The 14,202-nt window shown below is 72.6% G+C and carries 12 protein-coding genes; 5 read left to right on the top strand and 7 right to left on the bottom strand.

Features of this window, described 5'->3' with window-relative positions; all coding sequences use genetic code 11:
- Window positions 1-76: 76 nt before the first annotated feature.
- Both ACTJIY_RS18500 and msrB read left to right on the top strand, forming a co-directional pair.
- Entirely contained in the window at window positions 77-1,588 is a 1,512-nt protein-coding gene (locus ACTJIY_RS18500) for a DEAD/DEAH box helicase (RefSeq protein WP_440675326.1), read from the top strand.
- Between the two features lie 139 nt (window positions 1,589-1,727).
- Window positions 1,728-2,156, top strand: coding sequence for a peptide-methionine (R)-S-oxide reductase MsrB (gene msrB, locus ACTJIY_RS18495; RefSeq protein WP_253055262.1), 429 nt, complete (start codon window positions 1,728-1,730; stop codon window positions 2,154-2,156).
- Here the strand turns inward: msrB and ACTJIY_RS18490 are convergent.
- The 5 genes from ACTJIY_RS18490 to ACTJIY_RS18470 form a co-directional block, all read right to left on the bottom strand.
- Window positions 2,125-2,589 (bottom strand): DUF2809 domain-containing protein, encoded by a 465-nt coding sequence (locus tag ACTJIY_RS18490; RefSeq protein WP_440675327.1) that lies wholly within the window; start codon window positions 2,587-2,589, stop codon window positions 2,125-2,127. The genes msrB and ACTJIY_RS18490 overlap by 32 nt on opposite strands.
- A 19-nt stretch (window positions 2,590-2,608) precedes the next feature.
- A complete protein-coding gene (locus tag ACTJIY_RS18485) occupies window positions 2,609-3,112 on the bottom strand; it encodes a MarR family winged helix-turn-helix transcriptional regulator (protein WP_253055264.1) in 504 nt (167 codons plus the stop codon).
- Window positions 3,113-3,263: 151 nt separating this feature from the next.
- The gene (locus ACTJIY_RS18480; RefSeq protein ID WP_440675328.1) at window positions 3,264-4,973 is read right to left on the bottom strand and encodes an MDR family MFS transporter; all 1,710 of its coding nucleotides are present in this window, start codon (window positions 4,971-4,973) and stop codon (window positions 3,264-3,266) included.
- 151 nt (window positions 4,974-5,124) lie between these two features.
- On the bottom strand, window positions 5,125-5,628 hold the full coding sequence (locus ACTJIY_RS18475) for a MarR family winged helix-turn-helix transcriptional regulator (protein ID WP_253055266.1): 504 nt from the start codon (window positions 5,626-5,628) through the stop codon (window positions 5,125-5,127).
- 171 nt (window positions 5,629-5,799) lie between these two features.
- Window positions 5,800-7,254 carry a sugar porter family MFS transporter gene (locus ACTJIY_RS18470; RefSeq protein WP_439157419.1) on the bottom strand — a complete coding sequence of 485 codons (1,455 nt, stop codon included), beginning with the start codon at window positions 7,252-7,254 and terminating at the stop codon, window positions 5,800-5,802.
- A 265-nt stretch (window positions 7,255-7,519) separates the two neighbouring features.
- On the opposite strand from ACTJIY_RS18470, the gene ACTJIY_RS18465 reads away from it, so the two are divergent.
- From ACTJIY_RS18465 to ACTJIY_RS18455, 3 genes are all read left to right on the top strand, one after another.
- Complete coding sequence (locus tag ACTJIY_RS18465) at window positions 7,520-8,119, top strand: hypothetical protein (RefSeq protein WP_253055328.1); 600 nt, start codon at window positions 7,520-7,522, stop codon at window positions 8,117-8,119.
- Window positions 8,120-9,142: 1,023 nt separating this feature from the next.
- Window positions 9,143-9,763 (top strand): DUF47 domain-containing protein, encoded by a 621-nt coding sequence (locus tag ACTJIY_RS18460; protein WP_440673926.1) that lies wholly within the window; start codon window positions 9,143-9,145, stop codon window positions 9,761-9,763.
- Window positions 9,764-9,768: 5 nt separating this feature from the next.
- A complete protein-coding gene (locus ACTJIY_RS18455) occupies window positions 9,769-10,770 on the top strand; it encodes an inorganic phosphate transporter (protein ID WP_253055268.1) in 1,002 nt (333 codons plus the stop codon).
- Between the two features lie 100 nt (window positions 10,771-10,870).
- On the opposite strand, the gene ACTJIY_RS18450 is transcribed toward ACTJIY_RS18455, so the two are convergent.
- Both ACTJIY_RS18450 and ACTJIY_RS18445 read right to left on the bottom strand, forming a co-directional pair.
- Entirely contained in the window at window positions 10,871-11,908 is a 1,038-nt protein-coding gene (locus tag ACTJIY_RS18450; RefSeq protein ID WP_253055269.1) for an NUDIX hydrolase, read from the bottom strand.
- A 3-nt stretch (window positions 11,909-11,911) separates the two neighbouring features.
- Window positions 11,912-14,176, bottom strand: a complete 2,265-nt coding sequence (locus ACTJIY_RS18445; RefSeq protein WP_353707553.1) for an RNA degradosome polyphosphate kinase — start codon at window positions 14,174-14,176, stop codon at window positions 11,912-11,914.
- Window positions 14,177-14,202 lie beyond the last annotated feature (26 nt).

Genomic DNA, 14,202 nt, shown 5'->3' with positions numbered 1-14,202 from the left:
GCGCCCCGCGTCGTGGAGATCCCCCCGGATTGCGTGCGGCGGACCCCGACCTTGAGCCCCGAGAGGCCCATCACCTGTGACTTCCTTTGCCGACTTCGGCCTGCCCACCCCTGTCGTGCGCGAGCTCTCGCGCCAGGGCATCGACTCCCCGTTCCCCATCCAGACCGCCACGCTGCCCGACTCGCTGAAGGGCCGTGACGTCCTCGGCCGCGGCCGCACGGGCTCCGGCAAGACCCTCGCGTTCTCGCTGCCGACCGTCTCGCGCCTGTCGTGGGCCAAGTCGTCGCGCCAGCCGCGCCGGCCGCGCGCCCTCGTGCTGTGCCCGACGCGCGAGCTCGCCAACCAGATCAACGCCACGATGGAGCCGGTCGCGAAGGCGCTCGGCCTCGTGACGACGACGATCTTCGGCGGCGTCGCGCAGTCGCGGCAGGTCGCCGCGCTCGACAAGGGCGTGGACATCGTCATCGCGTGCCCCGGCCGCCTCGAGGACCTCCTCAACCAGCGCCTGCTCACGCTCGACGCCATCGAGATCACGGTGCTCGACGAGGCCGACCACATGGCCGACCTCGGGTTCCTGCCCGGCGTGAAGCGCATCATGGACAAGACCCCCAAGCAGGGTCAGCGCATGCTGTTCTCCGCGACGCTCGACAACGGCGTGGACCAGCTCGTCAAGCGCTACCTCAGCAACCCGGTGCGCCACTCGGTGGACGACGCCGCGGCGGCGCCCCCGCAGATGACGCACCACATCCTCGCGGTGCGCGACGCGGACGCGAAGAAGCAGATCGTGCACGAGCTCGCGTCCGGCACGGGCCGCCGCGTGCTGTTCATGCGCACCAAGCACCAGGCGAAGAAGCTCGCGAAGCAGCTCACCGCGAACGGCGTCCCGGCCGTCGACCTGCACGGCAACCTCGGCCAGGGCGCGCGCGAGCGCAACCTCGAGGCGTTCTCGTCGGGCGCGGTCAAGGTGCTCGTCGCGACGGACATCGCGGCGCGCGGCATCCACGTCGACGACGTGGAGCTCGTCGTGCACGTCGACCCGCCGGCCGAGCACAAGGCGTACCTGCACCGCTCGGGCCGCACCGCGCGCGCCGGGTCGGAGGGCGTCGTCGTCACCGTCATGCTCCCGGAGCAGCGCGGCGACGTGCGCGACCTCACGCGCAAGGCGAAGATCACCGCCCAGCCGAAGCCGGTCGCGCCCGGCGACGCGACGATCAAGGGCCTCGTCGGCGAGGTCGCGGAGTACGTGCGCCCGGCGGACATCACGCCGCCGCAGACGCAGGCGAAGCGCGGCACCACGTCCACCAACGGCGGGTCTCGCGCGTCGCGCCGCAACCGCGGCAGCCAGGGCGGCGGCCGTCCCGCGGCCCAGGGCGCCGGCCAGGGCACGACGGCGCAGCGCGGCCAGGGCGGCCAGCGCGCGTCGGGTGCGGGTCGCCCCGAGGGCGGCGGCCGGGACGGACGCGGCGCCTCGGGCACCGGGAACGGCTCGACGGGCCAGTCCGCAGGTCGCCGCCGCGGCGGCCGCGGCCGCGCGCAGCGCCCGGCCGGCGGCTCGAGCACCGTCTACTCGACGTCCAGCCCGCGCTGACTCGTCGCCCACCCGGTCGTGGGCATGAGATGGGCCCGGTCTCCTCGTCGAGACCGGGCCCATTTCACGCCCACAGCGGGGGGGTGACGGTCGGGAACAGCGAGGCGGGGCGCGCGGTTGGGATGGTCGGAGGTGGATCATGACCAGCCAGACCCACGAGAACCAGCCCTACGAGGTCGTCAAGACCGACGACGAGTGGCGCGCCGAGCTGTCGCCGCAGGAGTTCGCCGTGCTGCGGCAGGCGGGGACGGAGCGCGCCTGGACGGGCGAGCTGCTCGACGAGAAGCGCGTCGGCGTCTACGCGTGTCGCGCGTGCGGCAACGAGCTGTTCCGGTCGGACACCAAGTTCGACTCGCACTGCGGGTGGCCGAGCTTCTTCAGCCCGCTCGCGGGAGACCGCGTCGAGCTCCTCACCGACCGCAGCCTCGGCATGGTGCGCACGGAGGTGCGCTGCGCGCGCTGCGGGTCGCACCTGGGCCACGTGTTCGACGACGCGCCCCAGACCCCGACGGGCGACCGGTTCTGCATGAACTCGGTCAGCCTGACCTTCCAGGCCGCGTCGGAGTAGCCGACCGGGCGCCGGCCCCCGTGTCGACCGCGCACGCGAGCCCGACGCCCACCAGATAGCAGACCAGGTCCCGCACCGCGAACGTGCTGCCCAGCAGCCACGCCGCGGGCGGGACCGCGTCGTTCACGGCCGCGGCCAGGCCCGTCGCCTGCAGCGCCTCCACCGCCCAGCACCAGCCGAGCGCGACGGCGCCCGCGACGACGGGGCGGACGCGCGCGAGGACCAGGACCACCAGGACGTACGTCGCGACGGCGTACAAGACGTCACCGCCGACGTCCCCCCACGGGTCGGGCACGCGCGTCGCGACGACGAGCCCGGCGAGCACGACCAGCCCGAGGACGAGGGCGACGAGGATCCGTCGCCGCCGCCGGGGCCGTGAGGCCTCGGGCGCGACGAGGCCGCGGGCCGGACGGTCGCCGTCGGGCACGGTCACGCCGCGGGGGTGCGAGCCGTCACCGGTTCGCGGACCAGCGCACGACGTCCTCGGAGTAGCGGTGCAGGAGCGACGCGAGCGTCGCGACGTCGCGCCGGTCCCACCCCTCCAGCGCCTCGGTGATCGAGGTGACCCGACCGCTGTGCGCGGCGTGGAGCCGCGTCTCGCCGTCGGGCGTGAGGGTTATGAGCTGTCCGCGCGAGTCGTCGGGGTCGACCTCGCGCGCGACGAGGCCCAGGGCGTGGAGCCGGCTGAGCTGGCGCGAGATCGTCGCCCGCCCGACGCCGAAGTGCGCGGCGAGCTCCGAGCCGCGGACGCCCGGGTGGTCGGCGATGTGCGCGAGCAGCGGGTAGGCGCTGGCCTCGAGGTCCGGGTGGATCCGGCGTGCCATGGCGGTCGCGGCCGCCCCGCCGCGGCGCAGGAGGACCCGCAGCTCACGTTCGAGGTCGACGTACGCGACGTCCGGCTCTGCGTCGCGCGTGGCGTCGGGAACGGTGCGGGTGGGAGCGGTCTCGGCGGGCACACGCCCATCATGACGCCCGGGACGGCAAACGGTCACGCCCGTCCGAAAACCTCACCCGCTGGACGGCCGACCAACACGCCGAGTGCAGGAAATATGCGGCCCCGAACCGATTCGAGACCGCACATTCCCTGCACCCAGCGTGCGGGGTGGGTCAGCGGGACGAGCGGGCCGTCCGCTCGTCGTCGACCACGCCCGCCGGCTCGAACGCCTCGAGGAGGGTGGACTCCGTCTCCTCGGTGAGGGTCACGCGGTCCGGGGTCGCGTCGACCGGGGCCTCGCTGCCGGCGAGCGCCGCCTCCTTCTCGAGGCGCTCCTGCAGGCCGGTCTTGGTCCCGAGCGGCACCTCCTTGAGGAACGCCACGGCGATCAGCGCGATCAGCGCGAGCGGCACCGCGACGAGGAAGATCTCGGCGATCCCGTCGCCGTAGGACTTCTCGACGAGGTCCTTGATCGGCGCCGGCAGGGTCGAGACGTCGGGCACGGCGTTGCCGCCGCCCATCGAGTCGGCCGGGATGCCGAGCTTCGTCAGGCCGTCCTGGATCGACGTCGTGACCTTGGTCGCGAGCACCGCGCCGAGCACGGACACGCCGATCGCGCCGCCGAGGCTGCGGAAGAACGCCACGGTCGAGGTGCCGGCGCCCATCTCGTCGACGTCGAGCGTGTTCTGCACGGCCAGCACGAGGTTCTGCATGAGCATGCCCATGCTGACGCCGAGGAAGAACAGGTAGACGCTGATGAGCGTGAAGCTCGTGTGGTAGTCGATCGTCGACAGGGCGAACAGCGACGCCACGAGGACCGCGCCACCCGTGACCATGAAGGCCTTGTAGCGGCCGTACCGCGTGATGAGCTGGCCGAACAGGGTCGACGCGACGAACGTGCCGATGATCATCGGGACCGTCAGGAGACCCGACTCGGTCGGCGTCTTGCCGCGCGCCACCTGCATGTACTGGCTGAGGAACACGGCGGTGCCGAACATCGCGACGCCGACCGCGACCGAGGCGACGACCGCGAGGACGAACGTGCGGTTCTTGAAGAGGTGCAGCGGGATGAGGGGCTCGGGGGTCACGCGCTCGACGAGCACGGCACCGACGAGCGCGAGGACCGCGCCGCCGACCATGGCGAAGGTCTGCCACGAGAGCCACTCGAAGTTCTGCCCGGCGAACGTCACCCACAGCAGGAGCGAGGACACGCCGGCGCTGATGAGGATCGCGCCCCAGTAGTCGATCCGGACGACGCGGCGCGCGACCTTCGGCAGGTGCAGCGTGCGCTGGAGCACGATGATCGCGGCGATCGCGAACGGCAGGCCGACGAAGAAGTTGAGGCGCCAGCTCACGGCGTCGGTGAGGACGCCGCCCAGGAGCGGTCCGCCGATCTGGCTCACGGCCATGATGCCGCCCATGAGCCCCATGAACTTGCCGCGCTCGCGCGGCGAGATGATGTCCGTGATGAGCACGGTGGCGAGGGCCATGAGGCCGCCCGCGCCGATGCCCTGGAAGGCGCGGAGCGCGATGAGCGTCCCGACGTTCTGCGACAGGCCGGCGAGCGCGGAGGACACGACCGCGACGACGAGCGCGACCTGGATGAGGACCTTGCGGTTGGTGAGGTCGGCGAGCTTGCCCCAGATCGGGGTCGAGATCGTCATGGCGAGCAGGGTCGAGGTGACGACCCAGGTGTAGGACGACTGCGAGCCGTCGAGGTCGCTGACGATCTTGGGGAGCGAGCTGGAGACGATCGAGCTCGCGAGGATCGCGACGAACATGCCGAGGAGGATCCCGGAGAGGGACTCCATGACCTCGCGACGGGTCATGGACGACTCGGCGCCGCCGGGCGGGGCGGTGCGTTCTGGGGTGGTGCTGGTCATGAAGCGCTGAGGTTCCTTGCTCACGGGGCCGTGTCGGAGGGCCGGCGTGTCGTGGGGCGGTGTCAGGTGGTCTGGTGGCCGGTCCGCGCGGCGGCGCGGGCGGCGGTCGGGGGACGTGCCCGACGGCGGTGGTGCCGCCGGGCGCCGTCGGTCACCCGGTCGTGCGGGGTGCGGCGTGGCCGGCGACGACCGCGGAGGCCACACGCTCGATCTGGCGCGTGGCCTCGACGATCTCCTCGTCGCGCCACTCGGCGAACGTCGTGGCGGCGAGGGAGTCGATGTGCTCGTACGCCCGCAGGACGAGCCCGCGCCCCGCGTCGGTGAGCTCGACGGTCCGGGCGCGCCGGTCGTCGTCGTCCACCGTGCGGCGGACGAGGCCCTCGTCGACCAGGTGGCTCACCTGGCGGCTGGCCACGGAGAGGTCGACGCGGAGCTTCGCGGCGATGTCCCCGAGCTGGACGGGACCGCACCGCTGGAGCATGCGGAGCAGGCCGAACGACGAACGCGGGATGTCGAGGTCGCGCGCGATGCGGACGGCCGACTCGCGCTGGGCGCGGGCCAGCTCGTCGAGCGCGCGGATGAGGCCCGCCGCGGGGGACGGGTCGGGTGCGAGCTCGGGGTCCGCGGTGGTCGCGGCGGGGGTGATGACGGGCACGGGCACTCCTTGGTTGCTGCAGGCAAGCATACTCCTCGCAGTTGCTTTCAGCAACCATTGTGCGGAGCAAGGAATTCCCGACCGGGCTCACAGGACCGGACACGGCCGAACCCGGGGTCGCTCCTCACGTGGCGGACGCCGTAGGGAGCGACCCCGGATTCGGCAGGAGGGCTAGTGCGCCGTGCGGCCTACGCGTTCGTCGCCCATGTCCTCGAGCTCGACACCCTTCGTCTCCGGGACCTTGCTGAAGACGAAGACGAACGACAGCGCCGCGAAGACCGCGTACATGAGATAGGGGATCGAGGCACCGAACGCCGACAGCATCGGCGGGAACGTGAGGGTGATCGCGAAGTTCGCGAGCCACTGCGCCATGGCCGCGACGCCGAGCGCGGCCGCACGGATGCGGTTCGGGAACATCTCGCCGAGCAGCACCCAGACGAGCGGCCCCCACGACGCCCCGAAGAACACGACGAACGCGTTCGCCGCGACCAGGGCGATGGGGCCCCACGGGTCGGGCAGGGTGATGTTGTCACCGGTCCCGCTCGACTGCGTGAAGGCGAGCGCCATGATGCCGAGCGACAGCGTCATGCCCGCCGAGCCGATGAGCAGGATCGGACGACGACCCACCTTGTCCACGAGCGCGATCGCGATGAACGTCACCGCGACGTTCGTCACCGACGTGATCGTCGAGACGAGGAACGACTGGCTCTCGTCGAACCCGACCGCCTGCCACAGCGTCGTCGAGTAGTAGAAGATCACGTTGATCCCGACGAACTGCTGGAACACCGACAGCAGGATGCCGACCCACACGATCGGCTTGAGCCCGAACGTCGAGCCCTTGAGCGTCCCCTCCTGGGCGTTCTTCTCGTCGACCGCGATCGAACGGTGGATCTGTGCGATGCGGTCGTCGACGTCCTCGTCCGGGCCCAGGACGGACTCCAGCACGGCGCGCGCCTCGTCGTCGCGACCCTTCGCCACCAGGTAGCGCGGCGACTCCGGGATGCGCATCGCGAGGATGCCGTACACGGCGGCCGGGATCACGCAGACGAGGAACATCCACCGCCACGCCTCCCACCCGAACCACAGCTCGTTGGAGGCGCCGCCCGCCGTCTCGGCGAGGAGCTGGTCGGACAGCAGCGCCGCGAAGATGCCGACCGTGATCGCGAGCTGCTGCAGCGACCCCATGCGACCGCGCAGCCGCGCCGGCGCGATCTCCGCGATGTAGGCCGGGGCGATGACGGACGCGATGCCGATGCCGACACCCGCCATGAAGCGCCAGATCGCGAGGTCGAACGCCGACCACGCGATCGCGGACAGGATCGAGGACGCGAAGAACAGGATCGCGCCGAACACCATGACGCGCGTGCGGCCCCAGCGGTCGGCCAGCCGGCCGCCCGACCACGCGCCGAGCGCGCAGCCGAGGAGCGCGATCGCGACGACGAGCCCCGTGACGGCCGAGTCGAGGTCGAACTGGCCCTCGATCGCGGCGACGGCCCCGTTGATGACCGAGCTGTCGAAGCCGAAGAGGAACCCGCCGACGGCGGCGGCGACGGCCAGACCGATCGCCTTCCGGTGCGCGCTGCGTGCGCTCACGGTCGCGTGACCTGCTGCGTCGCTGCTCGACATCTCGTCCTCCGCTCCGTCCCGGAGCCGGTCGAGGCCCCTCTCGTCACTGTAGGGCGGGGTGCTTTCGGCGGCGCGGCGAACGGGGGTGCCGCCTCGCCGGGGCCTCGGGTCGCTGGTCGTCCGCCACGGCGGGGGTACCGGGACGGTGCGACCGGGCCCCCACCGGGTGGACACTGGGCGCGTGCCCGACGACGTCCCCGCCACCCCCGCAGGCCGACCCGACCCCGGTCGGTCCGACCGCACGCAACGACCCCGCCGCCCGGCGATGCTCGACCCCCGCGACGCCGACGAGCTCCCCGGCGAGCTCGACCCCGCGCTCCGCGACCAGGTCGCGCACACGACCGCGCACGCGATCGTCCACCGCGCGCGCGACACCGAGGACCCGGAGGTCGTCGAGCGCCTGGTCCACCTCGTGGAGACCGAGGGGCTCGACGTCGTCGCCGGCCTGTGGTCCGACGCCGCCCCGAACTCCCTGCCGGGCGCGCTCTGGCGGCTCTACGTGCTGCGCGAGTGGGTCCGCCGCGACCCGCAGACGGTGACGCTGCGGTACCGCCTCGGGGTCGACGCCGCCCCCGTCCACGAGGCCATCGCCGGAGTCCCCCGACCACCCGGCCCCCAGGACGTGCGCGACCTCGTCGACGCCGTGCTCTCCGGCGTGTTCACCGGCGACCTCGCCGTCGCGCTCGAGCGGGCGGGGTCGTTCTGCCGGATCCTCGCGACCGGCGCCGCGTTCGACGCCGACGCGCGCGAGGTCGCCGACCCCGACGGCGCGCTCCGCACGACCCGCGGCGCCGGGTCGCTCCTCCGCACCGCCCAAGAGCTCGAGCACGCCGCCGAGCTCTGGCGCGCCGACCGCCTCGACTGAACTCCCGAGGGAAACCGCCGGTCGCGCGAGGTAGAGCCGTGGTTGGCCGAGGTGGAGCCGTGGTTCTTGTGTTCGACGGCGTGTGGTTGCCCTGGGTGGGCAGGGTGGGTGGTGGTGCCGCGTCTACCATCCGCCGCTCGTTCCTCGCGGCTCCCGCCAGGCCCGACCACGACGCGGCACCACCACCCACCCCGCCCGGCGTCGTCTCGCCCTGGTCAGTCCTCGCCCGGGCGACGGCCCGCGGTGGTGGTTCACGTCTTGCCGTGCGGCCGGTCGTCGTTGCGTTCGCTGTTCCGCTGTCCGACGGAGTCTCGATGTTGCCCCCGGCGTGTCGAGAAGGGGGTGGGGTCGCGGGCCGTCGTCGTGGGTCGTGACCACGGTTCTGCCTCGGCCGACCGCGGCTCTCTTTCGCGTGACCATGGCTCTACCTCGGCCGACCAGGGCTCTACCTCGGCCGACCAGGGCTCTACCTCGCGCGACCAGGGGTCTATCTTCGGGGGTCTGCTTCGGCTGGTGGGGGCGGAGGGTGCGGGGTGCGGGGGTGGTGCGCACGTCGGGGGGTGGGGTTCTCGCGGAGCGCGAACACGGGGTCGGCGAGGTATCTCGGGGGGCGGTCGGCACGTACGATGGTTCACGACGCCGGGCCGCGGTAGCCCCGGGCTCCACACTCAGCCGCTACGAGCGGCCACGCGCCGAGAGGCGCTCCCGGTCCGGCGTCGCCAACTTCTCCCGCCTTCCCCGCCCGTCGCGCCCGCGTCGTCGCGCACGGGACGGATGGTCGCCCCGGCGAGGACGCCGGGCGCGGGCTGCGGGTGTCCTGAGGATCCGGGACCTTCGCCCCGACGATTCCAGCATCGCGCCGTGCGTCGGATACATTTGACGAGAGTTCGACGTGCGTTCATCCAGAGATCATCCGACCCGAGATCGTGACCACCCCGGCTGACCGGCCCCGTCCGGCGGCCGAGCGGCCCCTGTGGCCGACGCCAGCTCAGCCCCTACCCCGCGTCCCTTCCGGAGCCTCCCGTGCGCCTGCGCCTGACACCGCGCGACACCTCGTTCTTCGACCTTCTCGCCGCCTCGGCGCAGCACCTGGTCACAGGGTCCATGCTCCTGGCGGAGCTGCTGGGCGCGGACCGCCCGACGCGCAAGCAGCTCGCGAAGCAGCTCAGCGAGACGGAGCACCTCGCGGACGACGCGACGCACTCGATCATGCGGCGGCTCAACCAGACGTTCGTCACCCCGTTCGACCGGGACGACATCTACGCCCTCGCGTCGGCGCTCGACGACTGCATGGACTTCATGGAGGAGGCGGCCGACCTCATCGTCCTCTACAAGGTGGACGAGCTCCCGGCCCGCGTGTCCGAGCAGGTCCAGGTGCTCCAGCGCGCGTCGGAGCTCACGGCCGAGGCGATGCCGCGCCTGCGCTCCATGGACGACCTCCCCGAGTACTGGGTCGAGGTCAACCGCCTGGAGAACCAGGCGGACAAGGTCCACCGCAAGCTGCTCGCCGAGCTGTTCGACGACGTGTCCGACCCGGTCCTCCTCATGAAGCTCAAGGAGATCGTCGAGGTCCTCGAGCAGGCGGCCGACGCCTTCGAGAAGGTCGCGAACACGGTCGAGACCATCGCGCTCAAGGAGTCCTGAGCCCCGTGGAGGCAGTGCTCGTCGTCGTCGTCGTGGCGTTCGCCCTGGCGTTCGACTACACCAACGGGTTCCACGACGCCGCGAACGCCATCGCGACCTCGGTCTCGACCAGGGCCCTCACGCCGCGCGCCGCGCTCCTCATGGCGGCGGTGTTCAACCTCATCGGCGCCCTGCTGGGCACGGCCGTCGCGCAGACCATCGCCGAGGACATCGTCGCGGTCAACGACGTCCCACCCCATCAGGGACTCGTGATCGTGCTGTGCGGCCTCGTCGGCGCGATCACGTGGAACCTCATCACGTGGTGGCTGGGGCTGCCGTCGTCCTCGACGCACGCGATCATCGGCGGTCTCGCGGGCGTCGGGATCGCGTCGGGCATCACGGTCCACTGGGACGCGATCCTCGACAAGGTCGTGCTGCCCATGGTGTTCTCGCCGCTCATCGGCTTCGGGCTCGCGTTCGCGATCATGGTGCTGCTGCTGTGGGTGTTCCGGAACGCGGCGCCCGCCCGGGCGTTTCGTCGCTTCCGCATCGCGCAGACGGCGTCGGCGGCGGCGATGGCCCTGGGCCACGGCCTCCAGGACGCGCAGAAGACGATGGGCGTGATCGTGCTCGCGCTCGTCGCGGGCGGGTTCCAGGACGACAACACGATCCCGCTGTGGGTCAAGCTGTCCGCGGCGACCGCGATCTCCCTCGGCACGTACGCCGGCGGGTGGCGCATCATGCGCACGCTGGGCCGCAAGATCATCGAGCTCGACCCGGCGCGCGGCTTCGTCGCCGAGTCGGTCTCCGCCGTCGTGCTGTACGCCAACGCGTTCATCTTCCACGCGCCGGTGTCGACGACCCACACGATCACCTCCGCGATCATGGGCGTCGGTGCGACCAAGCGGCTGTCCGCGGTCCGCTGGGGCGTCGCGAAGAACATCGGGGTCGCGTGGGTCCTGACCATCCCGGCGGCCGCGCTCGTGGCGGCCGTCGTCTACTGGATCCTCAGCCCGATCCTGCTCTGACGCCGCGCGCCGGGCGCGCACACCGCACACGACGACGAGGACGGCGCTCCGCCGACCCGGGTTCGGCCCGGATCGGCGGGGCGCCGTCCTCGTCCTGGTCTCAGTGCAGCGGCGGGGCGACCTTCTCCGCCGCGACGACGCGCGGGCCCTTGGGCGTGCGGGCCACGTGGGCGACGATCATCTCGCCCGGCTCGAGGAACGGGTCGTGCGTCGGCAGCGCGTTCGCGACGGGTCGGCGCGAGTGCTGGCCGAGCACGTCGAGCACCGTGGGCAGCACGGGCCGGTGCGTGCACAGCACCGACGACCGCTCGGCCTCGAGGAGCTCGCGGACGGTCCGCGCGACGCGCGCGGGGGAGCGCTCGTGCTGCGCCTCCGTGAGGTGGTCGATGCTCACGGTCTCCAGCCCCGACGCGCCGGCGTAGGGCGCGATCGTCTGCGCGCACCGGTCCCAGCGGCTCGTCACGACGGTCTCGACCCCGTACGCCGCGAGCACCGGCACCAGGGCGACGGCCTGGGCGTGCCCCGCGGGGGTGAGCGGCCGGTCCTGCTCGTCGCCGTGCCACGCCGAGCGTGCGACGGCCTTGCCGTGCCGCGCGATGACGACGACGTGCGTCGCCAGCCGGCCCTCCTCGCGCTCGCGCACGAGCGCCTCGAGCGGGGCACGGTCGGCCTGGCGCGTGAGGCGCTGCGCGGCGTCGTCGGCCGAGAGCCAGGCCGCGCGGTCGATCTCCTGCGGCGACACCGGCGGGACGGGCGCGCGCGCGGCGAGCGCACCGGCGTCCGCCTTCCGCGACGCCCTGCGCGCCGCCCAGTAGTGCACGCGCTTCACGCGGCCCTCGGGCGTGAGGTACTGCAGGCCCGGCAGGGGGACGCCCAGCACGACCGGCTTGCCGGTCTCCTCGGCGACCTCGCGCGCCGCGGCGGCCTGGAACGTCTCGCCGGGGTCGAGCTTGCCCTTGGGCCACGACCAGTCGTCGTACCGGGGCCGGTGGACGAGGCGGACCTGCAGGTCGTCGTCGCGCACGCGCCACACGAGGGCCCCGGCGGACTCGATGACCGGGGCGTGCGAGACGTGCGTCGGGCCGAGGGCGTCCACGAGGGGCAGACCGCTGCGCAGGGCGGGGGAGGGCACACCCATCCGCTACCGCCTCCCGACGAGCCGGCGGCGCTGTCGCTGCACGAGGCTCGCCTGGAGGTCGACGAGGGGCGTGCCGTCGGGCCCGGACTCCGGCCGGTGCCACGTGCCGTCGGCGTCGAGGTGCCACGACGCGGTGCGCTCGGACATCGACGCGTCGAGCAGGTCGAGCAGCTCGATGACCTGGTCGGGGTCCGTGATGCGCACGAGCGCCTCGACGCGGCGGTCGAGGTTGCGGTGCATGAGGTCGGCCGACCCGATGAACACCTCGGGCCCGCTGTCCGGGCCCTCGCCGATCGCGGGGCCCGCGGAGTTCGCGAACGCGTAGATGCGGGAGTGCTCGAGGAAGCGGCCGAGGATCGAGCGGACCCGGATGTTCTCGCTCAGGCCGGGGACGCCGGGACGCACGGCGCAGATGCCCCGCACGACGAGGTCGACCTTCACGCCCGCCTGCGACGCGCGGTAGAGCGCGTCGAGCGTCGTCTCGTCGACCACGGAGTTGACCTTGATCTTGACCCACGCCTCGTGGCCCTCGCGCGCGGCGGTCGCCTCGCGGTCGATCCGCTCGACGAGGCCGGAGCGGACGGTGCGCGGCGCGACGAGCAGGCGGTGGAACCGCGACTGCGGCGCGTACCCGGAGAGCTGGTTGAACAGGCGCGTGAGGTCCTGCCCGACGTCGGGGTCGCACGTGAGCAGGCCGTGGTCGGTGTAGAGGCGCGCCGTCTTCGGGTGGTAGTTCCCGGTGCCGACGTGGCAGTAGCGGCGCAGGCCGTCCGACTCCTGGCGCACGACGAGCGAGAGCTTGCAGTGCGTCTTGAGCCCGACGATCCCGTACACGACGTGCACGCCCGCCTGCTCGAGCTTGCGCGCCCAGGAGATGTTGGCCTGCTCGTCGAACCGGGCCTTGATCTCGACGAGCGCGAGCACCTGCTTGCCCGCCTCGGCGGCGTCGATGAGCGCGTCGACGATCGGCGAGTCGCCCGACGTCCGGTACAGGGTCTGCTTGATCGCGAGCACCGCCGGGTCGGCCGCCGCCTGCTCGAGGAACGTCTGCACCGACGTCGAGAACGAGTCGTAGGGGTGGTGCAGCAGCACGTCGCGCTCGCGGATCGCGGCGAACACGTCGGTGGGCGACGCGCTCTCGACCTCCGCGAGGAGCCGGTGCGTCGTCGGGACGAACGGCGGGAAGTGCAGGTCCGCGCGGTCGAGGTCGGCGATGAGGTTGAGGCCCGTGAGGTCGAGCGGCTCGGGGATCTCGTACACCTCCTCCTCGACGACGCCCAGCTCGCGCACGAGCAGCGCCCGGATGCGCGGGCTGATCCCGGGCGTGAGCTCGAGCCGCACGGGCGGGCCGAACCGCCGGCGCAGGAGCTCCTTCTCCATCGCCTGGAGCAGGTTCTCGGCGTCGTCCTCCTCGACCTCCACGTCCTCGTTGCGCGTGACGCGGAACAGGTGGTGCTCGCGCACCTCCATGCCGGGGAAGAGGTGGTCGAGGTGCTGGGCGATGACCTCCTCGATGGGCACGAACGACGTCGGCCCGCGGTCCGGGGCGGCGGTCTGCGACGTCGGCGCGCTCGGGCGCCCGCGCGCGTCCACCGCGATGAACCGCGGCAGCAGCGGCGGCACCTTGACCCGGGCGAAGTGCTCCTTGCCCGTGGTCGGGTTCGCCACGACGACCGCGAGGTTGAGCGACAGCCCCGAGATGTACGGGAAGGGGTGCGCCGGGTCGACGGCGAGCGGCGTGAGCACCGGGAAGATCTGCTTGCGGAAGAACTTGTGCAGGCGCTCCTGCTCGCGGGTCTCGAGCTCGTCCCAGTGCACGAGCGTGATGCCCTCCGCCGCGAGCGCGGGCTGGACCTCGTCGGCGAAGACGCGCGCGTGCCGCGCCATGAGGTCGTGCGCGCGCTCGCTGATCGCGTCGAGCACCTGGCGCGGCGACAGGCCGGACGCCGCGGTGACCGCGATGCCCGTCGCCATGCGGCGCTTGAGGCCCGCCACGCGGACCATGAAGAACTCGTCCAGGTTCGACGCGAAGATCGCCAGGAACCGCACGCGCTCCAGGAGCGGCTGGCTCGGGTCCTCCGCGAGCTCCAGCACGCGCTGGTTGAACGCGAGCCAGCTCAGCTCGCGGTCGGCGAACCGGTCGTCGGGCAGCGGACCGAGGTCGAGCTCCGTGCCGACCGGCTCGATCTCCGGCTCCTCCGCGATGTGCTCGGCGATGTGCGCGGCCAGGTCCGGGTCGAGCGTGCGCTGCGTGGACGTGTCGGTCATGGGTTCATGGTGGCACCAGTTGGTGA

The sequence above is a fragment of the Cellulosimicrobium sp. 22598 genome, assembly GCF_052044445.1.
GTDB lineage: Bacteria > Actinomycetota > Actinomycetes > Actinomycetales > Cellulomonadaceae > Cellulosimicrobium > Cellulosimicrobium cellulans_G.
The sequence above is the reverse complement of the archived record's forward strand: the minus strand, read 5'-3'. Positions and strand labels throughout refer to the sequence as shown.